General features: G+C 69.8%; 23 protein-coding genes. 13 read left to right on the top strand and 10 right to left on the bottom strand.

From position 1 onward, the window contains the following. Positions 1 to 72 precede the first annotated feature (72 nt). Positions 73 to 1074: a TerC/Alx family metal homeostasis membrane protein gene (locus AC07FN_RS39175; RefSeq protein WP_478400208.1), complete on the top strand. Its 1002-nt coding sequence runs from the start codon at positions 73 to 75 to the stop codon at positions 1072 to 1074. Between the two features lie 2 nt (positions 1075 to 1076). Continuing rightward, positions 1077 to 1220, top strand: coding sequence for a hypothetical protein (locus AC07FN_RS39170; protein WP_478400207.1), 144 nt, complete (start codon positions 1077 to 1079; stop codon positions 1218 to 1220). Positions 1221 to 2392: 1172 nt separating this feature from the next. Here AC07FN_RS39170 and AC07FN_RS39165 read toward each other — a convergent pair. Continuing rightward, on the bottom strand, positions 2393 to 2563 hold the full coding sequence (locus AC07FN_RS39165) for a hypothetical protein (RefSeq protein ID WP_478400206.1): 171 nt from the start codon (positions 2561 to 2563) through the stop codon (positions 2393 to 2395). Positions 2564 to 2758: 195 nt separating this feature from the next. Here AC07FN_RS39165 and AC07FN_RS39160 point away from each other — a divergent pair, with 195 nt between their 5' ends. The 3 genes from AC07FN_RS39160 to AC07FN_RS39150 all read left to right on the top strand — a co-directional run bounded on the left by AC07FN_RS39160 (position 2759) and on the right by AC07FN_RS39150 (position 4328). Then, on the top strand, positions 2759 to 2896 hold the full coding sequence (locus tag AC07FN_RS39160; RefSeq protein ID WP_478400205.1) for a hypothetical protein: 138 nt from the start codon (positions 2759 to 2761) through the stop codon (positions 2894 to 2896). Between the two features lie 266 nt (positions 2897 to 3162). Continuing rightward, positions 3163 to 3384: a hypothetical protein gene (locus AC07FN_RS39155; protein WP_478400204.1), complete on the top strand. Its 222-nt coding sequence runs from the start codon at positions 3163 to 3165 to the stop codon at positions 3382 to 3384. 152 nt (positions 3385 to 3536) lie between these two features. Beyond that, positions 3537 to 4328, top strand: a complete 792-nt coding sequence (locus tag AC07FN_RS39150; protein WP_478400203.1) for an SDR family NAD(P)-dependent oxidoreductase — start codon at positions 3537 to 3539, stop codon at positions 4326 to 4328. Positions 4329 to 4451: 123 nt separating this feature from the next. Here the strand turns inward: AC07FN_RS39150 and AC07FN_RS39145 are convergent, their stop codons facing one another. Continuing rightward, entirely contained in the window at positions 4452 to 5825 is a 1374-nt protein-coding gene (locus tag AC07FN_RS39145) for a serine hydrolase domain-containing protein (protein WP_478400202.1), read from the bottom strand. A gap of 129 nt (positions 5826 to 5954) precedes the next feature. Here AC07FN_RS39145 and AC07FN_RS39140 point away from each other — a divergent pair, with 129 nt between their 5' ends. Continuing rightward, positions 5955 to 6698, top strand: a complete 744-nt coding sequence (locus AC07FN_RS39140; protein WP_478400201.1) for a TetR/AcrR family transcriptional regulator C-terminal domain-containing protein — start codon at positions 5955 to 5957, stop codon at positions 6696 to 6698. A 208-nt stretch (positions 6699 to 6906) separates the two neighbouring features. On the opposite strand, the gene AC07FN_RS39135 is transcribed toward AC07FN_RS39140, so the two are convergent. Continuing rightward, the gene (locus tag AC07FN_RS39135; RefSeq protein WP_478400200.1) at positions 6907 to 7545 is read right to left on the bottom strand and encodes an HD domain-containing protein; all 639 of its coding nucleotides are present in this window, start codon (positions 7543 to 7545) and stop codon (positions 6907 to 6909) included. A gap of 99 nt (positions 7546 to 7644) precedes the next feature. Between AC07FN_RS39135 and AC07FN_RS39130 the strand changes: the two genes are divergently transcribed. Both AC07FN_RS39130 and AC07FN_RS39125 read left to right on the top strand, forming a co-directional pair. Further along, positions 7645 to 8613 carry a GlxA family transcriptional regulator gene (locus tag AC07FN_RS39130; protein ID WP_478400199.1) on the top strand — a complete coding sequence of 323 codons (969 nt, stop codon included), beginning with the start codon at positions 7645 to 7647 and terminating at the stop codon, positions 8611 to 8613. Positions 8614 to 8913: 300 nt separating this feature from the next. Continuing rightward, positions 8914 to 9945, top strand: a complete 1032-nt coding sequence (locus AC07FN_RS39125; protein ID WP_478400198.1) for a baeRF2 domain-containing protein — start codon at positions 8914 to 8916, stop codon at positions 9943 to 9945. 114 nt (positions 9946 to 10059) lie between these two features. Here the strand turns inward: AC07FN_RS39125 and AC07FN_RS39120 are convergent, their stop codons facing one another. Together AC07FN_RS39120 and AC07FN_RS39115 are read right to left on the bottom strand one after the other, a co-directional pair. Further along, positions 10060 to 10224, bottom strand: a complete 165-nt coding sequence (locus tag AC07FN_RS39120; protein WP_478400197.1) for a hypothetical protein — start codon at positions 10222 to 10224, stop codon at positions 10060 to 10062. A gap of 110 nt (positions 10225 to 10334) precedes the next feature. Next, the gene (locus AC07FN_RS39115; RefSeq protein WP_478400196.1) at positions 10335 to 11192 is read right to left on the bottom strand and encodes a lysophospholipase; all 858 of its coding nucleotides are present in this window, start codon (positions 11190 to 11192) and stop codon (positions 10335 to 10337) included. 375 nt (positions 11193 to 11567) lie between these two features. On the opposite strand from AC07FN_RS39115, the gene AC07FN_RS39110 reads away from it, so the two are divergent. Then, the gene (locus tag AC07FN_RS39110) at positions 11568 to 13670 is read left to right on the top strand and encodes a sensor domain-containing protein (RefSeq protein ID WP_478400195.1); all 2103 of its coding nucleotides are present in this window, start codon (positions 11568 to 11570) and stop codon (positions 13668 to 13670) included. Between the two features lie 18 nt (positions 13671 to 13688). Here the strand turns inward: AC07FN_RS39110 and AC07FN_RS39105 are convergent, their stop codons facing one another. Further along, a complete protein-coding gene (locus AC07FN_RS39105) occupies positions 13689 to 14078 on the bottom strand; it encodes a hypothetical protein (RefSeq protein ID WP_478400194.1) in 390 nt (129 codons plus the stop codon). 158 nt (positions 14079 to 14236) lie between these two features. Here AC07FN_RS39105 and AC07FN_RS39100 point away from each other — a divergent pair, with 158 nt between their 5' ends. Together AC07FN_RS39100 and AC07FN_RS39095 are read left to right on the top strand one after the other, a co-directional pair. Then, on the top strand, positions 14237 to 15367 hold the full coding sequence (locus tag AC07FN_RS39100; protein ID WP_478400193.1) for a hypothetical protein: 1131 nt from the start codon (positions 14237 to 14239) through the stop codon (positions 15365 to 15367). Positions 15368 to 15800: 433 nt separating this feature from the next. Then, on the top strand, positions 15801 to 16205 hold the full coding sequence (locus AC07FN_RS39095; protein WP_478400192.1) for a DUF6292 family protein: 405 nt from the start codon (positions 15801 to 15803) through the stop codon (positions 16203 to 16205). A gap of 114 nt (positions 16206 to 16319) precedes the next feature. Here AC07FN_RS39095 and AC07FN_RS39090 read toward each other — a convergent pair whose 3' ends face one another. The 4 genes from AC07FN_RS39090 to AC07FN_RS39075 all read right to left on the bottom strand — a co-directional run bounded on the left by AC07FN_RS39090 (position 16320) and on the right by AC07FN_RS39075 (position 19255). Then, positions 16320 to 16853: a hypothetical protein gene (locus tag AC07FN_RS39090; protein WP_478400191.1), complete on the bottom strand. Its 534-nt coding sequence runs from the start codon at positions 16851 to 16853 to the stop codon at positions 16320 to 16322. A gap of 88 nt (positions 16854 to 16941) precedes the next feature. Further along, positions 16942 to 18009: an NAD-dependent epimerase/dehydratase family protein gene (locus AC07FN_RS39085; protein WP_478400190.1), complete on the bottom strand. Its 1068-nt coding sequence runs from the start codon at positions 18007 to 18009 to the stop codon at positions 16942 to 16944. A 236-nt stretch (positions 18010 to 18245) separates the two neighbouring features. Beyond that, positions 18246 to 18644 (bottom strand): MarR family winged helix-turn-helix transcriptional regulator, encoded by a 399-nt coding sequence (locus tag AC07FN_RS39080; protein WP_478400189.1) that lies wholly within the window; start codon positions 18642 to 18644, stop codon positions 18246 to 18248. 359 nt (positions 18645 to 19003) lie between these two features. Continuing rightward, positions 19004 to 19255: a hypothetical protein gene (locus AC07FN_RS39075; protein WP_478400188.1), complete on the bottom strand. Its 252-nt coding sequence runs from the start codon at positions 19253 to 19255 to the stop codon at positions 19004 to 19006. Positions 19256 to 19497: 242 nt separating this feature from the next. Here AC07FN_RS39075 and AC07FN_RS39070 point away from each other — a divergent pair, with 242 nt between their 5' ends. Both AC07FN_RS39070 and AC07FN_RS39065 read left to right on the top strand, forming a co-directional pair. After that, on the top strand, positions 19498 to 20082 hold the full coding sequence (locus tag AC07FN_RS39070; protein ID WP_478400187.1) for a hypothetical protein: 585 nt from the start codon (positions 19498 to 19500) through the stop codon (positions 20080 to 20082). Positions 20083 to 20409: 327 nt separating this feature from the next. Continuing rightward, positions 20410 to 21162 carry a hypothetical protein gene (locus tag AC07FN_RS39065; protein WP_478400186.1) on the top strand — a complete coding sequence of 251 codons (753 nt, stop codon included), beginning with the start codon at positions 20410 to 20412 and terminating at the stop codon, positions 21160 to 21162. Position 21163: the final 1 nt, after the last annotated feature.

The raw sequence follows: 21163 nt of genomic DNA, 5'->3' as shown, positions 1-21163 counted from the left end.
GTTGGCATCCCCGGCAGGCCGCCCTCACGGGCGAAGGAGACCTCGAACGCAACCGAGTTCGAGGGGGTCTCCATGCCTCGTCCGACCGTTCTCGCCGCCCCATCGGACTCGATCGGCTCGCCGTGGCTCTGGGGCATCAGCATCGCCGTGCTGCTGGCGCTGCTGTGCGCCGACTTCCTGGTCACCCGCCGCCCGCACGAGGTCTCCATGCGCGAGGCCATCGGCTGGTCGGTCTTCTACCTCGCCTTGCCGCTGGTGTTCGGGTTCTTCCTGTGGAGTGCGTTCGGCGGCGGTCAGGCGCTGGAGTTCATCACCGGCTTCGTGGTGGAGAAGTCCCTGTCGGTCGACAACCTCTTCGTCTTCATGATCCTGCTGTCAGGCTTCGCCGTGCCGGCGGAACTGCAGCAGCGGGTGCTGCTGTACGGCATCGTCGGGGCTCTGGTGCTGCGCGGGATCTTCATCGCGGCCGGGGCCGCCCTCCTGCAGGCGGGCAACTGGGCGTTCCTGGTCTTCGGCGCGATCCTGTTCGCCACCGCCGTCAAGATCCTGCACGAGGCGCTCACCGGATCCGGTTTCGACCGCGACGTGTCGCAGATGCGCTCGGTGCGGCTGCTGCGGCGGCTGATGCCGGTCACCGACGACTACCGCGGCCCCCGGCTCACGGTTCGCGAAGGCGGCCGACGTGCCTTGACCCCGCTGACGGTCGTGGTCGTGGCGGTCTTCGCCACCGACGTGGTGTTCGCCGTCGATTCCGTCCCCGCCGTCTACGGCATCACCGAGGACCCGTACCTGGTGTTCACCACCAACGCGTTCGCCCTGCTCGGACTGCGCGCCCTGTACTTCGTGCTGGCGACGGCGCTGGCCAAGCTCGCCCACCTCAACCACGGGTTGGCGATCATCCTCGCGTTCATCGGGGTGAAGCTGGTCCTGCACTGGGCGCACGGGATCTGGCCCGCCGTCCCGGAGATCCCGACCCCGCTCTCACTCGCGGTCATCGTGGCGGTCTTGGCGGCCGTCACGCTGACCAGCCTGCGCGCCCGCCGCGGCGCCGAAGAATCCACGCCCGGGAGCTGACCATGTCCACCGAAATCCTCGTCGAACTCGCCGCGACCGTCCTCGTGGTGGCCGCCTTGCTGATCACCTGCGCGGTCCTGCTCGGCGCCCGTCCGCCCGAGGTCCGCACCATTGACCGCGGTGGTGCTCCGCAGCCCCACCCGTGAACACGACGAACTGCCGTCCCGGCTAAGGGAGATTCCCGAGGCCCGGCCGGAAAAGCAGCGACCCCGAAGCCGCTTCCTGGCGGTGTCCGCACAGGCCGAACCGGACACAGTTCGGGGCTTCGGGGTCGGGTAGCTGCCTGGTATTCGCCGACCGCTTGCCCGCGTCGATTTCCACAGGGGCCATCGCACGTCGGGTCGGCTGGAGTGCCTGGGCGGTCCTAGCGGACAGCCACCTCACAAGTCCTGTTGGTATTCAACGTTGGACCACCTCCTTTCCTGTGTACCGAGGAGGCTAGGGGGCGGCGCCCCACCCGGGCAACTGATTTTTTTCGCGGCGGCTGCCACGGGGTTCTCCCGCGCGCAGGACCGGACGATCGCATGTGGACAGAACGATCGGTGGCAGCCGGTCGGCACGCACGCCTCGACGCCTACGTAGCGAACTACGTAGTGCCACGAATGTCCCCGCAACCGGGACCAAAGACACTGGACACGTCCAGCCGAACGGACCGACCGAGGCGAAACGATGGTTCACCAGCCCCACCCGAACGAACCGCTTCCGCACATCGACGCGGCCGAGGGCAACCGAGCCCCGCTCCCGCGGACGCGCTCCGGTTCGGCGGACGCTACGAGGATCTGCGTGACGATCACCTCGCGCACACGCTGATCCGCGAGGACGCAGCGGTCGAGCGGGAGGAGCTTTCGCCCCACGAGCGCCTCAGCTGCCACGTCCACCGGCGGTGGGCGCACGAATGCATCAGCTCCCCGGCGCACGTCATCGCCGTCACCGGGCACCGGTGGTGCCGGAGTTGTGACGCCGAGGCGTCCGTGGCAGTGGACGAGGTGAGCGGCGCGGTTTCGGTCGTCTGCACGCGGTGCCGCACTACCCCCAACAGCGCGGCAACGCGGCAGATCCTGCGCACCTGCCGAGCGAGCCTGGCAGTCGCGCTGGACGACCGCAGGGCCTGCGCCGCGCAGCAGGCCCCCGCTGCCTGACCCCCGGCTTCGCGAGCCCATCGGGGTAGCCGCCCTGGCTCGGAAGGAGCGTGCGGGCTTGGAGGCCGTCGCAGGACGGGCCCTGCCCGGCTCAACCCGACGGCGCCCGGTGCCCGACACCGCCCCCATGCGGCCGATGTCGCATCCTGGGAGGCCCCATGATCCGGCGGCCCGTGCGGTCACGTGCGCGCCGCGCCGCTCGGCGCCACGTTCCCGTGCGAACGCCCCCGCTGCGCGGTCCTCGGGCTCCGCGAGCGGCGGAGACCGGCGAACGCGAGTGCGGCGAACGTGATGACCCACGCGGCCCCGGCGAGCATGAAGGCCACGCCCAGGCCGGTGAGCGGCAGCACCCCGGTGAACGTCAGCGGGAGGATGACCGCACCGGACAGGGCGTTCCCCGCGATGGCCGACCCGGCCAGCCGCGACGGGATCGCCGGGTAGCCGGCGATCAGGCCGAGAGCGACAGCGCCGGAAATGCGCCGAGCCCCATCCAGGTGCCGCTGAGAATCCGCACCCCGCAGGGCGAATTGGCGATGTTCAGCACCATGGCCACGTTCGGCGCCCCGGCCGATGTGACGTTGTCGGAGCTGGCGATCGAGTTCTTCTACCCCTTCGACGAGCACACCTCGAACGCACTGCGCGCGCTGGCATCTGCGGGCACGACCGCCGACTCGCCGCTGTAGCGTTAGGCCCCCGAAGGGGACAGTCGCGCTCTCTGTCGGTTCGCACTGCCGGTGGCGGCGTCAGGTCTCCGGGTGCCACCAGCGGCGGAGTGCCGCCGTGCGGGGGCGAAGCGGGCGGGGAGACCGGTCAGGAATCGAGAAGCGCCGGCCGCGTGCCCGCGCCTAGCGTGACCGGAGTGGACATCACCGGGCAGGGGCCCGGTCGACCACCACGAACGTCCCCACCCGGCTGGTCCCGGGGTTTCCCGATTTCGCAGGAGGTCCGAATGAACTGGAACAAGTGGGTTCGGCAGAGCCACCGCTGGCTTTCGATCGCCTTCACGGTGACCGTGATCGTCACCTTCGTCGCCCTGGCGCAGGAAGAGCCCATCATCTGGGTTTCCTACGTACCGCTGCTCCCGCTCGCGCTGCTCCTGCTCAGCGGCCTGTACATGTTCGCGCTGCCGTACGCCAAGCGCAGCCGCCGAACCGCCGCTCGCGGGAGATGACCAGGTACCTGGATTCCCGCCGAAAAGCCTTGCATCTCAAACGTTCCCGGTCACCGCGCCGCGAGCACCGTCCAGCCGACTGCCCGGAACCCCACCCGGGATCGCGCCTGACGGCCTAACGTGATGCCGGGATCCGACGAGAAGGGGTGGGCATGCGGACTTGGCTGGTTACCGGCGCGTCACGCGGGTTGGGGGCGGCGCTCGTCGACGCGGTGCTGGCGCGAGGGGACGCCGTGGTTGCCACGGCCCGGGTTCCCGAGCGCATCGCCGCCGTCGCGCCGGAGCACGAGGAGCGGTTGCTCAGGTGCCGCCTCGATGTCACCGATCCGGACACCGTGCGGAGGGCGGTCGCGGCCGCGGTCGATCGGTTCGGCCGGATCGACGTGCTGGTCAACAATGCCGCTCTCGGACTCCTCGGTGCCGTCGAGGAAACCTCCGTGGAGGAGGCGAGAACCCTGTTCGACACCAATGTTTTCGGGGTGTTGTCGGTGACGAACCAGGTGCTGCCGGTGATGCGCGCCCAGCGGTCGGGGCACGTGCTGATGATGAGTTCGATGGGCGGGTTCGCCTCCGGGGCGGGATTCGGCGTCTACGCGGCGAGCAAGTTCGCGGTCGAGGGACTGGCCGAAGCGTTGCGGGAGGAGCTCGCACCGTTCGGGATCGCGGTCACGATCGCCGAACCGGGGGTCTTCCAGACCGACTTCGCGTCGGTCGGCTCGGCGCAGGCCGGCCGGTCCATCGACGACTACCGCCAGGTCGGCGAGGCGCTCGCCGAGTACGACGACGGCGAGCCGGGTGGCGACCCGGTGTGGGCCGCCGCCCAGCTCGTCGCCGTCGCGGACCGGGAGGATCCGCCGCTGCGGTTGCCGCTCGGCGCCGACGCCGTCGCCCGCATCAGCGGCAAGCTCACCGCCGTGGCCGCGGAACTCGCCGACCTCACCTAAGGGGTTTCAGACTGGTGTGCGGGCGCATGTGGGGCGCACTGGCACCTTCGGGATGAGCCGGGTGGAGCCATTCTGAAACGGCTTTTAGAGGTGTCTCCTGCCTGATCGCGGGCGAACCCGCGATCAGGCGGTCTTGGGGGCGGCGCGCATGCCGACGTACACGCACGGGGTGCTGTTGGCCAGCGTCGCGAACACCACCGGGCTGTACGCCTCGCCGCCGAGGTTGAAGGGTGCGGCGAAGACCGTCGGCGATACCGGCAGCAGGCTCGCTTCCATCGGTGGGGCAATGCCTTCCAGTTCGTCGACGAACTCGTAGCGGATCCGTGCGCCGCCCGCGTCGTCCCGGCTGATGGTCGTGATGGCTCCGGCGCGCCGGTAGCTGCCCAGCAGCGGCGTCAGATCCACCTCGGGTGGGTTCGCCGGCGGAGCGAACGGGGCCGGCATGCGCGCGTCGGCCAGTTCGGCCAGCAGTTCCCGGAACAGGTCGGCGTAGAGCCGGGCGAAGTCGCCGCCGTTGGTGAGCAGCACGACCACTACGCCTGCTTGCGGGATGACGCGCAGGTAGGACTGCTGCGCGCCCGCGTTGCCGTCGTGGCCGAAGCCGGAGACCCCGCTCCAGTCGTGCAAGGTCCAGCCGAGACCCCAGCCGTCCGCGGACATGCTCCACTTGTCCGGGCTGTCCACCTCGCAGCGCTGCATCGCGGCGACCGCATCGGCGGACAGGACCCGGGTGCCGTCCGCCGCGATGCCGCCGTCCAGGTGCATCTTGGCGAAGCGGGCGACGTCACCGGCCGAGACGATGACCCGGCCGTACGGCCCCGCCGAGCGCGGCATCATGTCCCAGACGGCCGCCGGTTCGGGTTCCCGGCCGAGGTGGCCCATGGCCGCCCGGAACCGCAGCGCTTCCTCCGGCAGCGTCATCGAGTGCTCCAGCCCGAGCGGGGCGAACAGCCGGTCCCGCAGCGCCTGGTCCCAGGTCTGCCCGGTGAGCACCTCGACGATCCGGCCGAGCACGACGTAGCCGAGGCTGCCGTAGGAGAAAGCCGTGCCCGGCGGGCAGTCCAGCGCCACGTCCCCGGCGGCCTCGACGTACTTCGCCAGGCAGTCGTCGCCGCGGCCGGAGTCGTGGAAGAAGTCGTTGGTCACCCCGCCGGTGTGCGACAGCAGCTGCCGGACGGTGATCGTCGCGGTGGCTTCCGGGTCCGGGGTGGCGAATTCCGGCAGCACGCCCACCACCGGCGCATCCAGGTCCAGCTCGCCGGAGTCGGCCAGCTGCATCACCAGCGTGGCGGTGTAGGCCTTGGCGAGCGATCCGGCCAGGAAGACCGAATCAGGGGTGGCGGACACCCCGGTACCCCGGTGCAGCACGCCGCTGGCCAGCTCGTGGACGGTGCCGCCGGCCAGCACGGCCAACGCGGCTGCGGGGACGTGGTGGGCGGCGCGCAGCTCGTCGAGCCTGGCCTGCCACCGGTCGACGTCGAAGTGCGGTACTGGCATTGCTGGAGATCCCCTCTGACCTGCGAACCGAACAGTGTGCGGATGTCCGCACACCGTACTGAGACCGTGCGTTGTTCGCAAGGACGTACACTGTTCGGGCAGATCGTGCGAGAGGGGCGAGGAGACCGCATGCCAGCCGATGAGCAGTCGTTTCCCTCGGTGTGGGCCCGCCCGCAGCGACAGCGGCGGGAGCAGCCGGCGCTGAGCCGGGAGCAGATCGTCGCCGCGGCGCTGCACCTGCTGGACACCGAGGGCATCGGGGCGTTGAGCATGCGCAAGCTCGGCGTCCAGCTCAACGCCGGGGCCACCTCGATGTACACGCACGTGGCCAACAAGGACGAGCTGATCGAACTGGTCGTGGACGAGGTCTACGGCGAGATCGAGGTGCCGGTCCCCGGCGATGCCGCGGGTTGGCGGGCGGCCATCACCGGCTGCGCGCACAGCATCCGGTCGACGCTGCTGCGCCACCCGTGGATCGTCTCCGTGCTCGGCGAGGCGGGCGTGGCCTACCTCGGGCCGAACATGATGCGGCTGACCGAGGCCATCCTCGCCGCGTTCGAGGAAGGAGGCTTCCCGCTGGATGCGGCCGACCGGGCGATGAACACGGTCTTCGCCTACGTCGTCGGGGTGTCGACCAGCGAGGCAGCCTGGCTGACCATGCTCGCGCGCAGCGGGCAGGGCGAGCAGGAGTGGGCCGAGCGCCTGTGGCCCGCCGCCGAACGAGCGGTGCAGGAATTCCCGCGGCAGCGCAAGCTGTACGCCGCGCAGCGGGGCCAGAACCTGCGCAGTGCCCGCGACGACGAGTTCGCCACCGGGCTGGACTGCGTCCTGCGCGGCCTAGCGGCCCGCTTCGTCCCCGGCTCCGGCGCGTGACACCACGCTCCACTTTGGACCTTCGGTCGCGCATTGGCGATGCGCTGAACCGGATTCGGGGGGCGTTTCAGAGCGGTGCGAGGGTGTGTTCGGCATGTGGCCGCCTGGAGTGCAGGCACGCACCGGGCGAGCCGGGTGGACCCATTCCCTCGGGCAAGCCCGGAACGACCCGTCGAATCGGCGGTGCCGTTCTTCCTTCGGCGGGGGATCACTCCGGCCAGTCGGAGTTCTTGATGACCTCGACGAAGTCGCCGCGCACGAAGCCCGGGGAGTAGTAGGCGAGCACGTCCGCCTTGACATTGCCGAACGTCGTCTCGGGGCGGTCCTCGATGCCTTCGGTGAACGCGGCGAGGATCCGGTTCTTGAAGTCGGGGCGGGGGTGCGCCGCGACCACGGCGGCGCGTTGCTCGTCGGAGACCGCGTGGTAGCCGATGCCCAGGACGTCGAGCTCGACGCCGCGGGTGACCAGGGCGACCTCGGGCGCCATGTGCAGCGGGATCTCGGGGGTGGTGTGCAGGGCGATGGCGGTCCAGACCCGGTCGGCGGGTTCGCCGCCGATGCCGTGGGCCTGCAGGAACCTGCGGGCCTCGTCGGCGCCGTCGATCTCGAAGCGCTGGTCCGCGCGGCGGAACCGCTCGGTCAGCCCCAGATCGTGGAACATGGCGCCCACGTACAGCAGCTCGGGGTCGAACCGCAGCCCCTGCTCCCGTCCGCGCAACGATCCCCACAGGAACACCCGCCGGGAGTGGTCGAACAGCAACGGCGACGCGGCCTCGCGCACCAGCTCGGTGGCCTCCCGCGCCAGGGCGCTGTCCGGGATCTGCACGCCTGCGATGGATTCCTTCATCTCCGCTGCCTCCTGCTCGGTCGGTGACGGGTTCCAGGTTCGCCCGGGCGGCTACCCTGGTGCCATGTCCTTCCGGCCAGAAGAACCACAGATCCGGACATGACGCACCGGGTGGCCGTCGTGGTGTTCGACGGTGTGACCATGCTCGATGTCAGCGGCCCGTCGGAGGTGTTGCACCAGGCGGGTCGGCTAGGCCACCCGTACGAGTTGGTGCTGGTATCGCCGAGCGGTGCGCAGGTGGTCACGTCCGCCGGGCTGGGGCTGGCCGGCACCGTCTCGGCGGCCGAGGCCGGTCCCGTCGACACGGTGGTGGTCGCCGGCGGCGACCGGCTCGCCGAGCGGCGGCCGGAGGGCGACCTGCTGGCGGCCGTGCGCACGCTCGCCACGGGGGCGGAACGGGTCGCGTCGGTCTGCACTGGCGCCTTCGCCCTCGCCGAACTGGGGCTGCTCGACGGCCGCCGCGCGACCACGCACTGGCGGCACGCCGAAGCGCTCACCCGCCGCTACCCCCGGGTGCGCGTCGAGCCGGACGCCATCCACATCCGCGACGGCCGCTACGTCACCTCGGCCGGCATCAGCGCCGGAATCGATCTGACCCTCGCCCTCGTGGAAGACGACCACGGCGCGGACGTGGCCCGGGGCATCGCCCGGGAAATGGTCGTGTTCCTGCAACGTCCGGGCGGGCAGTCGCAGTTCTCCACGGCCCTCGCCACCCCGCCGGCGCGGAGCGACGTGCTGCGCTCGGTGATCGCATCCGTGGTCGCCGACCCGGCCGCCGACCACAGCCTGCCGACCATGGCCGTCGCGGCGGCCGTCAGCACCCGGCACCTGACCCGCCTGTTCGGCGCCGAACTCGGCACCACGCCGGCCCGCTGGGTCGAACGCGTCCGCCTCGACCGCGCCCAGCAACTCCTCCTGGACGGGCACAGCGTCACCTCGGCCGCGCGCCACAGTGGACTGGGCACCGACGAATCCCTCCGCCGCGCCTTCGCCCGCCACCTGGGCACGACGCCGACCCACTACCGCCAGCGGTTCGCCACGACGCAACACCAGCCCCCGGCACCGTAACGCTCGCGCGTGGACCGTCGGCGGTTTTCGGCTTCGCCCAGCGCGAACTCCTCGCGCGAAGCCGCGCCAGGAACAGCGCACGACCGGCGCCGGAGACGCATCGACGTCCTGCAAGAAGTCCACTGTGGATGCTCAGGCGAGTGCTCGTCTGGCTCGGCTGAGCGCATCGATGCGTGGTGTGAGGAGAGCCATGCTGTCGTGGATGGGATGTGTTGCCGGAGCGTTCTCCGGGGTAGCCGTTGATCGGCAAGCGCCGGGCAGTCACCCGGCGACGTGCACCCCGAGTTGAGGAGCTCAGCGATGGAACTGGTTGGTCTGCGTCACGTGTACGAGCAGGAGGGGCCGTTCGCGACCGTCTACCTGGAGGCCCGCTCGCCGGGGGAGGACGCGGGCAAGCAGGTCGAGCTGCGGTGGCGGGCGCTGCGCGACCGGCTCCAGGCGGCAGGCGCGCCAGCGGAAACGCTGGACGCCATCGAGTCGGCGCTGAGCGGGGCGCCCGGCGAGGAGCAGGCCCGGGGCCGGGTGCTGGTGGGGGCCGGGTCCGCGGTGCTGCTCGACGAGCCGTGGGACGTCGAGCCCGGAGCCGGCGACGACGCGTTCTGGGATGCGCTCCCGCAACTCGGCGCCTACGTGCGGGAAGCCGCGCGCTCGGTGTCCGAACTCGTGGTGATCGCGGATCAGGAAGGCGCGCAGGTGCGCCAGGATGTGGTGACCGAGCATCGCGGACCGCAGGAGATCGACACCGACGTCGTGGAAGGCACGGGGCACGGCGGCGTGCACAAGCCGCGTCACGGGGCGTTGTCCCACAAGCGCATTCATCGGCGCGCCGAGGAAACGTTGCAGCGCAATGCGAAGGATGTGGTGGCCCATGTGAACGCGGTCGCCGCGAAGTTCCGGCCGCAGGTGGTGGTCCTCGCCGGTGGCGTGCAGGCGCGGACCGAGGTGCGGGAGCACCTGCCGGCCGAGCTCGCGGAGCGCGTCGTCGAGACCGAGCGGGGCGGGCTCGCCCACAACGCCTCCGATGAGGCGCTCGACGAAGAGCTGGTGCGGATCGCCGGCGAGGAGAGCAAGCGAAGGGCGGCGGACAGCGCCGACAGGATGGAGGCGGGCCTGACGCACGGCCGGGCGGTCCAGGGGGACGACTCGGTTGTGCGGGCGGCCGAGCAGGGCGCGGTCGAGACATTGCTGCTGGAGGACGACGCGCCGTCGGAGCACGAAGCGTTCCTGCTCAAGACCTGCGCCGAGACGACCTCCGGCGTCGAACTCGTGCCCGCCGGGACCGGGCTGACCGACGGTGCGGGCGCGATCTTGCGCTTCCCTGTTCAGCAGTGACCGACCGGCCGTTTTCTGAGATGGCGCAAAGGAAAACCTCGCGCGCGTCGAAAGTGGGCAGCAATGACGCAGGGGCCGACGAACCGGGAGTTCGTCGGCCCCTGCACGTTCGGCTCACCCCAGCCGTCGCCCGCGGCGCAGCGCTTCCGGCGGGACTCGGGGGCCCTTGTGCAGCAGCGGATCGGACTCGCGCCCGGGCACCGGCACCGTCCTGGTGCGCGACCGCCCGAACCGCTTGCGGAGCTGCGCCGGGATGTTCCGGAGTCGCGTGTTCCACATGAGATCCAAGACCTCCTCGTGCGCGGGTTTCAGCTGACTCGACACGAGGGTTTACGCCCACGGGGACGAGGAAACATCACCGCCGGCGCCGATCGAGTCCCGCCCGCGTTTCAGGCCTTCCGGTGGGCGTCGAGCCAGTCCGCGATCTCGTCGAGCACGCGGTCCTGCTCCGGCTCGTTGTGCGGCTCGTGGTAGAGACCTTCGTGGATCCGCAGGGTGAGGTCCGGCGATCCCGCGTGGGCGCGCACCAGCTCGCTGGCGGCCGGTGGCATCAGCCGGTCCGCGCCGCCGTGCAGGACGAACAGCGGCATGGTCAGCGACTTCAGGCGCTGCGGCATCGCTTCGACCGCCAGCATGATCTCGGTCGCGGTCCGCGCCCGCATCTTCCCGTTGTGGCAGAGCGGGTCGGTGCGGTAGGCCCGGACGACCTCGGGATCGCGGCTGATGGTGCTCGCGTCGAGGCTGCGCACGCCGAGGTCGGGCAGCAGCTTGGACAGCAGCGGTGCGGCGGCCCGCTCCACGACCGACACCGAGCCGGTGTTGAGCGCGGGAGCGGAGATCACGGCACCGGCGATCCGGTCGAGCGGCGTCCCGGTGAGGTACTGCAGGGAGATCAGCCCGCCGAGGCTGTGCCCGTAGACGAACAGCGGCACGTCGTCGTGGCGCTCGACGGCCAGCCGCGCCAGGAGGCCGACCCCGGCGACGGCAGCGGCCATGCTCCCGATGTTGCCGCGCTTCCCCGGTGAACGGCCGTGCCCGGGGTGATCGAGGGCGTACGCGGTGTAGCCGGCCGCGTTGAGCCGCTCCGCGACGTGGCGGTAGCGGCCGCTGTGCTCGTGCACGCCGTGGACGAGCACGACCACGCCGACTGGCCGCTCGACCGTCCAGCCCTGCCAGTACTGCCCCGAGGGCAGGGTGCCTTCGAAGTGCGCTGCCTTCGGCCGAGCGTCGTCGTGGGACTGCGTCATCGGGTGCCTTCCTGTCCGGTCATGTGCGCAGCTCGCCGTCCGGAGTGCACACGTCCGGGCAAGCCTCGTCCGGTGATCGGATCTCGGCAACCTGTCGGGCCGCCGAGCGGACTTCGCGCCCGATCGCGTCGGCGGTGCCCTGAGTCGTGGCCTCTGCCTCGTGAACGCTCCTGATACCTGCTGTAACCAGCTGTGGACCATGTGGGTGACGATAGCGATTTTCGCGTTCGCGGAATGTACAGTGCGTGGCATTGCTCGAGTGGCTCCGCGCCCGTGCGCGTTGGGCCCGGCGCCCGGGTAGTGCTATGGGAGCGCGGTGCGGTTTCTCGCCCGCGCGAGTCGGCTGTCGCCGCCGCGGTGCAGCTCAGGACGGAGATGGTGAATATCCCCGACAACCAGGCGACGGACGCGGTCGGCGACCGGCCCGACAGCGGTGTACGGCGACCGGGCGCCGCGCTTCTCGGAGATCCGTTGATCGGAGAGCTCGCCGCCGACCTGCGCGAGTACGCCATCTTCGCCCTCGACGCCGACGGCCGGGTGAGCAGCTGGAGCGCCGGGGCTCAGCGGGTCAAGGGTTACGACAGCGAGGAGGTCATCGGGCGGCACTTCTCGGTGTTCTACCCGCCCGAGCAGGTCGAGTCCGGGTATCCGGACTGGGAATTGGGCCAGGCCATGGCGCGCGGGTTCTTCATCGACCGGGGGTGGCGGCTGCGCAAGGGCGGGACCCGGTTCTGGGCGCACGTGGTGATCACGGCGCAGCGGGCGCCGGACGGCAGCCTGGAGGGCTTCATCAAGGTGGTCCGCGACGAGACCGAGGCGCACGCCCAGCGGCAGCGCTCGGAGCGGCGGTTCACCGACCTCTTCGAACTCGCTCCGGTGGGCATCGCCCTCCTCGACCAGGACGAACGGATCCTGGACGCCAACGGTGCCCTGTGCGACCTGCTGGGCGACCGGCTGCACGGCAAGAGCGCCGCCGATCTGATGCACCCCAGCGATTCCCAGGCGGGACTGATCTCGAGTCCTGCGGGCCCGGCCGAACCGGATCGGCAGCCGGCCTCACCCCGCGTTCTGGCCCGCGCCGATGGGCGACCGGTGTTCTGCGACGTGCGGTGCGCGGCGTCGGTGCACGACGACGGGAACCGGTTCTGGTTGGCGGTTTTCCAGGATGTCACCCAGCAGGTCCGGCACGCCGAGACCCTGCACTTCCAGGCGACGCACGACCAGACGACCGGGCTGCTCAACCGGCAGGGCGTCAACGAGTTGCTGACCTCCGTGCTCGCCGGCGGCACCGACCGAGCGGCCGTGCTGTTCTGCGATCTGGACAACTTCAAGCGCGTGAACGACTCGCTCGGCCACGACGCGGGCGACGAGCTGCTCCTGGCCTTGGCCCAGCGCCTGACCACCGAGCTCCCGCAGTGCTGCACACCGGCCCGGCTCTACGGGGACGAATTCCTCGTGGTCTGCTCCGACGTGTCCGGCTGCGGCGGGATCGACGCGCTCATCACGAACGTTTCGGACATCCTGAGCGCGGCCATCCCGTTGCAGGACCGACTGGTCTCCATCACGGCTTCCATCGGCGCGGTCGCCGTCCAGGACGGTGCCACGATCGACGAGATCATCAGCGCCGCGGACGCGGCGATGTTCGACGCCAAACGCGGCCACGGACGCCTCACGCGGACCGCGCCGAGCACCAGCGGGGCGCAGTTGACCCTGGAGGAAGAGCTCCGCGACGCATTGCGCCACGACGGGCTCCGGCTGCACTACCAGCCGATCGTCGCCCGGGACCGGTCCATCGTGCTGGCGGAAGCGCTCGTGCGGTGGCCGCACCCGGACCTCGGACCGCTGGCGCCGGACGTGATCCTGCCGGTGGCGGAGAAGGGCGGCCTGCTGCCCGAGCTGGACCGCTGGGTCCTGCGCACCGCGCTGGGCGAGGCGACCACCTGGAAGTCGCACGACGGGCACCCGGTGGGCGTGACGGTGAACGTCTCCGGGCTGCGCCCCGAGGCCCCGGACTTCGCCGACGAGATCTACGCCGCGATCAGCGAGACCGGCATCGCGCCGGACCGGGTTGTCGTCGAGATGGTCGAGACGTCCCTGGTGGACCTGCCGTCGAAACCGCGCAAGACGATGAGCGACCTGGCCCGAACCGGGGTGCGGTTCGCCATGGACGACTTCGGAACGGGCTATTCCTCGCTCGCCCGCCTCAAGGACCTGCCCACCCAGATCGTCAAACTCGACCGGCGCTTCGTCACCGGCATGGGGACCGATCCGGCCGACCTCGGGATCGTCCGCGCGGTGGTCGAACTCGCCCGGGCCATGCGGCGGACCTGCATCGCCGAAGGCGTCGAGAACATCACCCAACACCGCCTGCTCGAGGGCCTCGGCATCGACGCGTGCCAGGGTTTCCTGTTCTCCCGTCCCCTGCCGGCGCCGGAGTTCCGGGCACTCATCGGCGCGCCCGGCCCTGAGCTCCGGTGACGGTGGTGCCCGTGATCGTTATGCCTCGGTTTCGGGGCGTGCTCTGAAGTCACCCGAGGTGTGCAGGTCCACGCTCTCTATCGCGGTCCAGTACCGGATGGCGTCCGTGACGGCCACCTCCAACTGATCGCTCAGCCTGGCCAGGTGGGTGCCGGCGACCTTCACCTGGTCGCCGGGGTGATCGCTGGTCTTGGCCCGTTCCAGCTCGCGTTCGTCGATGCGCCCCACCTGTTCGGCCAGCACCGAGCTCAACTGGCTGAGCTGGGCGATCGTCGACACGATCGCGGAGCCGAAGGCGTGGAGCTCCCGCAGGGATGGTTGCGGGGTCCTGGCCTGCCGGCTCACGGCCGTCGCCACGGCGTCGCGGCCGCGGTGCAGCGCTTCCAAGGGGTGTTCGTAGTCGGGCATGGCGAGTGCCTCCTCGGCTCGGACGGCCCGGTAACGCTGAAGTACCCGGTGTCGCTGCCCGGCTCCCGCGATGGTGGAGAGCAAATCGTCCGGCGGCGATTGTTTCGGAACCGCCCCGCCCCGGGAATGGCAAGGGCGGTGCCGGAGTGGGAGGTGACATGTCGTCGGCCGGGCGAGGCAGCAATCGCGCGATCACGGTGGGTGTGGTCGCCGACCCCGGCGTGCCCACGGAGATCGCGCACCGGATCGCCGACGGGCTCCCGGGCGAGTTCTGCGCACGAGTCGATCGCGACCTCGACTGGTCCGTGGAGGTCCGGTCCGAGGCGCTGTCGCTGAGCGAGGACGGCCGGATCGACATCGCGGGCAAGGCGGAGGAGAAGAAGTCGTCGGAGGGCTGGGACCTGCTGGTCTGCTTGACCGATCTGCCCCGGCGCGACGCCACCCAGCCCGTGGTGGCCGAGGTCGACACCGCGCACGGGGTCGGCCTGGCGTCACTGCCGGCGATCGGCTGGATCCGGCTGCGCCCGTACGTCCGGGACGTCGTCGTGCACCTGGTGGGGTTGCTCGCGCGGGAAACGCTGAAGCTCACGGATTCCCGTCCGGCAGGCGGGCACCACCACGCGCGGAGGTGGGGCTGGCCCGGTTCGCAGATCCGCCAGGTTCCCGCCGGGAACGACTACGCCGACGTGACCTTGGTGCTGCCCGGGGCGCGCGGCCGGCTGCGCCTCCTGTTCGGGATGGTGCGCGACAACCGGCCGTGGCGGTTGGTCCCGGAGCTTTCGCGGGCGATCGCGGCCGCCACCGCGACCGCCGCGTTCGGCATCTTCTTCCCGACCATCTGGTCGCTGGCGGACAACCTCAGCGCCGTCCGCCTGGTCGTGATCAACCTGGTCGCGGTCCTCGCCATGGTCACGTGGATCACGCTGCACAACGGCCTGTGGGAAAGGCCGCGCGACAGCGAGGACCGCAACAAGGTCGTGCTGTACAACGCGGCCACGCTGATCACCCTGACCATCGGGGTGGCCTGCATGTACGCCCTGCTGTTCGTGATCACCCTGATCGGGTCCACCGCCGTGATCAGCGTGGACTACCTGGGGAAGCAGTTGGGGCATGCGGCGACGTTCATCGACTACGCCAGCCTGTCCTGGCTGGCGAGTTCCATGGGCACGGTGGCGGGTGCGCTGGGATCCAGCCTCGAAACGGAGACGGCCGTCCGGCGGGCGACCTACAGCCGGCGGGAACGCGAACGCCGCGCCCGACGCCGCCGGGAGTCGCGCGAGGAGGGCTAGCGGCCGTGCCGGAGGGATTCCCAGCCTTGGCCGGGAAGTGTTCCTGCTCCGGAGAAGTCGGCGCCGCACCAGGATCGGAGAGATCATCTGCCGTCGGCGGTCGGAGCATCGCGATCGGAAGGGGTAGGAGATGAAGAACTCGCTTGTCCGGCGCGGGAAGATCGGCCCGCTGAGCTGGCATCGCGGACGACGCGGTGCGACGACGTGGTCCCTGCGGCTGGGGCCCTGGTCGTGGACCGGCAGCAGGTCGTCCCACCGGAGCTCCCGGCGTTCCCGGTGGAAGGCCGGGCGCTGAGGGCATCACGCCGCGCCAAGCATGATTCGGCGGTACTTCTAGCCGGGCCCGCCGCCGGCTGGACTAGGCCGGGGCGATACCGGTTACCCGATGGGCAGCAGCGCGAACGGGAAGCGAGGCCGGACGGGAGGATCGGTGATGGACACGATGAGCCTCGCGGCAGACGGATTGGTCGGCTACGCCACCTCCGTGGCGGAAGATCTCGGCGTCGACGTCTTCGAGATCGACATCAACCTCGATGTAGATCTCGCGACCGTGATCATTCTCGTTGATTCCCAAGTACCGGTGTTCGAGGACTTCCCGCTCTTGCTGACCTGGGACGAGGTGAGCGGATGGGCGCTGCGGATCGACACCGACGGCTGCGGCGCGACCGCGACGCTGGAGTTCTTGGGCGAGGACATCCTGCCGGACTCCGCGTCGGTGCGGCGGTTCCTCTGGGAGGCTGTCCGCGGGAACTGCCCCGGCGTGCTCGCCTCACCCGCGTTCCGGCTGCCGAACGCGGGTGACGACCTGGAGCAACGACTCGCGCGGTTCTGCAACTGACGATGGCGGCGGCCGGAATCCAATGTGGCCTGTCGAGGTGCGCGGAAGGTGTTCTTCGTGCCGTCCGCGGCCGCAGCTGACCCGGGAAGCGAGCAATCCCCGCCCGGCGGTCGCCTAGGTCCAGAGCCGGGACTGCGCCGACCGCACCGCGGTCATGACGTGGCGGCGCCGCTCATCGGCCGGCCGCTTGACCGCATCGGGGTCGGGCGCGAGCCGACCGGCCACCACGATGCCGTAGACGGCGTGGTCGAGCGCGATGACGAGACGTCCGAGCAGCCTCCGGCGGGTCGGGCGCACGGCCAGCAACGGCGCGATGACGGCCTCGAACGCCAGCCAGATGACCAGGCCGTACACCGGGCCGAACCAGGGGCGCGACCTGAACTTCCGCGGCAAGACGTTGTACCCGAGCCCGGCCATTGCGCCGTAGGACCAGTGCGCGGCTTCGGTGAGCGCCGTGCGGTGTTCCACGGGCAGCTGCTGGACGGACTCCGGCGCATGCTTGCCGACTATCGCTTCCGGAGGTGTTTCCTCGACGAGACCGACGTTCCCGGTGAGGGTCCGGATGCCGGTCATCGCCATGGCACCGACGAGTCCTCGCGCCCCGGCGCGGACCAGATCGCGAGTCTTCGAGTGCTGGGAACGGGACAACGGGCCACCTCACAAGATCTGTCCTGCCGGGCGGAACACCCACCGGCTACCCACCGGAACGGACCTCAACCGCACGTGGTCGTGGTGCTCAGGGGCGTTGACCTACGCCCGTGGCGAGCTCGTGCAGGCGGCCTCCCGGGACGCGCGGCGCGAGAGGCGGGGTTCTGCCGCCTGCGGCTTCCCGCAAGCCGTGGAGGAATCCTTCGACGGCGTCCGTGGAGCTGTACCGCGGGGACCAGCCGAGTTCGTCCCGGGCTCGCGACACATCCATGACGGGGAGCCGCAGGAAGGCGTCGAACAGGCCCGGCGACGCGGGGAGAAGGTGCAGGTGCCAAGCTGCGGAGAGGACTCTCTTGGCGATGCTGGGTGGAACACCCACCGTCGGCTTGCCGAAGAGCTCGCCGAGCACGCCGGTGTCGATCAGCGGATCCGCGGCGATGTTGAACGCTCCGGCGTGGGTGGAAAGCGCGGCAAGCCGGTACGCCTCGCCGACATCGTTGCTGTGCACCGCTTGTAAGCGCATGCCACCCGGAATCGGCAGGGCCGGCAGCAGGTCTGGCCTGACGAGCCGGTTGATCAGCATCGGCCCCAGGAAGAGCCGTCGTTGCTGGGATGCCGATTCCGGTTTGAAGCAGAACGCGGTCCGCATCCGGACGACCCGGATGTCCTGGTGCTGCAGTTCGAAGGCATCGAGGTACCGCTCCAGGTACGCCTTCTCGCCGCTGTACGCCGCGGCAGGCCATCCGTGGGTCGGCCACGACTCGTCGATCGGCCGCGTGTCCGGCCCCGGGCTGTAGGCGGCGATCGACGACGCGTGCACCAAGCTCGGGACACCGGCCGCCGCGACGGCGTCGAAGACCCGGATGCCGCCGAGCACGTTGTTGCGCCAGGTCGTGATCGGGTCGTGGGTCGGCTGGAACAACCAGGCGAGGTGGATCACCACGTCGGCCGAGGCGAAGCGCGCCACCAGATCGTCTTCGGTGACATCCGTGCGTTCCCAGCGCACCTTCGAGCTGGTGACGGGTGGCTCTCGCCGTGACAGCGCGATGATGGTGCCGACCGCGGGGTCCCGGTCCAGTGCGTCGACCACGCTGGTTCCGATGTTTCCGGTCGCCCCAACGACGACAACGCGCTGGGGGCTCTCGGGCGCATTCATCGTTGGTCTCCTCCTCGGCCCGGTGCTGTTCCCGTCGCATTCACGGCTTCCCCTCGTGGGAAGCGGAAGTGACGACAACTCCGGCTACCCGGCGAAATTCCCGGATAACCTGCGCGCCCTCCTGCGTGATCAAGAACCGGTCCCCATTGCGCGGTCGAAGAACCGGTCCTGCCGCCGTCCACGTCGTGAACGCTCGGCCACCGGCTGCCGCCAGCGCTACACCTCGACCTGGTCGCTCAAGCGAGCTCTTCGTCTGCGTGACCGAGTTCCCCAGCCGCCGAGTAGAAGGCGTTCAAGCCCATGCGCAGGGCATTGCGGTTCCGCGCGCTCATCTGCTGGAGCACTGCGGCGAGGTCGGCTTTCCGAGCACGCCGGAAGCGCTGCACGAAACGGCGTCCGTCAGGGGAGAGCTGCAGGACGATCTCACGACGGTCGATGGCGCTGTTCCGACGTACGAGCAGACCGGATGCCTGAAGGCGATCGCACAAGCGACTGGTGACGGAGGGGATTGAGCCGAGCTCGTCGGAGAGCCCGGCGAGATTGATCGAAGAGTGAAGATCCACCACGATCAGGGCGCGCAGTTGCGGTGCCGAAACCTTCGGCCGGACGCGTTCCGCACTGTGTCCCCAGACCACGACGAGCGCCCGGGCTGCAGTCTCGATCTCGTCGAGGAGATCGGCTGGTGGTGGATCAGGTCGACGTACCAGGGTCGTCTCCCTTGCTTCAGCACACGATCACTGAGGTGATGCTCCATTGTCGCACGCGAATGCCTGGGAGAGTCCCGTGCGATGACAAGGTGAAGCAGCTGTTCGGTCAGTCATGGTCCTGAATAGACGATCGTCAGCCGGACTTTCTCGATGAGCGGCATCTCTTGCGGCAGTTGTGCGTCGTTGCTCTGATGCTGGTGATCCCCGTGCGACTGTCGCGCTTCCTGCGCCTTCGCGTTGGTTTTGGTGCAGGACGCGCTCGCGGCTGCCGGGACGGGCACGAGTTGTCAATGCTGCGGGCGAGCATCAGGTTGCGGCTTGTCTGCACGTTCTGCGGTGACCACCAACCGCGGAGGCTCCTCGGGCGAGGCGTCATCCAGGCGGCCGCCAGCGAGGATCTTCGCCGCTGCCGTGATGATGTCCGCGATCACGCGCAGGCCCCCGCGGATGCCGGCTGCCGCGTTCGGGGTGCGGACCAGTGCGCCGACGTCGACCAGGCTTCGGCTCACCCAGGGCGCGTTGATCTGGGCGACCAGCACGATCTGAACGTTCTCGTGCTCGTGAGACCGCTCTGGAACATGCTTACGGTCGTGCGTGCTTGAGATGATCTGCCGCCTCCGAAGCCCTGGCGCTGCCGGATCGTGCGAGCGATTCCACCGTGGGCATACCCCGGGGGAAGCGGCCATATCGGAGCGGCGGGAGAAACTTTCCGCATGCAGGGTTGGGCGCATACTGGTGGCGAGCGTGGTGTCCGTGGTGTGCCGGACACCGCGAGGCGCTAGTGATCAAGGATGATGCCCGAACGGCATCGACATCCTTGGAGGAGGGGTGCAGCGCCATGACGTGGTTTCCTCGCCTTCTCGGCATCGGAACGGCCGCGGCCGGCGCAGTCGTCGTGCTACGTCCGGAGACCCTCGCGAACGCCTGTGGGATGGGTGATCCGGACGGGAACGTCGCGCCGACCACCGCGGTTCTCTGCCGTGGCATCGGTGTACGAGACGTGCTTTCCGGGTTGGCGATGACCTTTGCGCCGCGTCCGGACACGCTGCGGCTGGCTGTCGTGGCCCGTGCGACGGCCGACTTCGGTGACGCGGCGGTCCTGGATCTTCTGCCCGGCGATTCGGAGACGCGGAACATCGTGGCGACGTTGGCGGCCGGCCGCGGTGTGCTGTGCGCGCTGAGCGGCCTGACCATCCGTTCGGACGCGGCGGACGAAGAAGTTGAGGAGTCGGCAGACGACCAGCAGACCTGCGGGTGGAGAAGGGGTCGCCGAGAGGGGCGCGCGACCGACCGGATGTCTCCCCTGCGGCGCTGGGTAAGCGAGATTGTCGAGGAGGAGCTTCGAGATGCGGACGTGATCGACTGACCTCGCCCGGAGTTTGCGCGCGAAGCCGTTCATGGAACTGGAAAGTCACGCCTCGAATGCCGTGGAAAACGCATCCAGGATGCCTCGGCGTGGTGCTCGATCTTGTTTTCGCGGGAAGCCGGCTCGATCACGAAGTTGTCCCGTGGCAAGGGTTTTGGTCGACTAGTAGGAGGGTAGCCACTCAAGATAATCGCCGTAGCGGCTTGGTAATGGGTCAACACGGGGGCGAGTGGTGACAGCCGTTGGCTGGCCTCAGGAGCTTGCGCGAGCCGTTTGCGTTCAAGGGCGACCGACCGGCCCGCCGGAGACGCCCGCAGGAGGTTGATTATGAAATCTGGACCTCAGATCGCGCTCGCGGTTGCGATCGGCTACGTCCTCGGGCGCAGCCGGAAGATGAAGCTCGCGATCGCGACCGCCGGGGTGATGGCTGGGCGGCGCCTCGGGGTCAATCCCAAGGATCTCCTCGCGCAGGGGGGCAAAATGATCGCAGGGTCCCCCGAGTTGAAGAAGTTGACGGGTGAGGCGCGTGAGCGCCTGATGGACGCGGTGAAATCCGCTGCGATCGCGGCGGCGACGAACAAGATCGACTCGATTGGCGACAACCTGACCAAGCGGGCCGCCGGTTTGCGGACTCCCAACATCGGGGAGCAGGCGTCTGGTCTTGGTGAGCAAGCCGCTGGGCTCGGCAAGCGAGCTTCTGGACTCGGCAAGCGGACCGCCGGGGAAACTCCGGAGGAAGACGTGGACGAGGGTGAAACGGCTGCCGAGGAGCAGGAGGAAGAGCGGGCTGCGGTGCCGTCACCGCGACATGCCCGCAGCCGGACGGATGAACGTTCGGCATCGGCTCGCGGGAGCACGCGTCGTTCCGACTCGAGTGGCAGGAAAGGCACGGCGCACGAGGAACCCGAGTCACGGTCGAAGACCACCGAGCGCGCCAGGTCGACGGCCGGTGGTGGGGCATCGGCAAAGGCTGCGGGCCAATCGAGTGGCCGGGCCGGGAGCAGAACCGGCTCTGGAACGTCGGCTCAGCGCAAGTCGGGAACGAGTTCCAAGTCGTCCACCACTAAGAAGTCGTCCTGAG

It is taken from the genome of Saccharopolyspora sp. NPDC045941, from assembly GCF_056431445.1.
The sequence above is the reverse complement of the archived record's forward strand: the minus strand, read 5'-3'. Positions and strand labels throughout refer to the sequence as shown.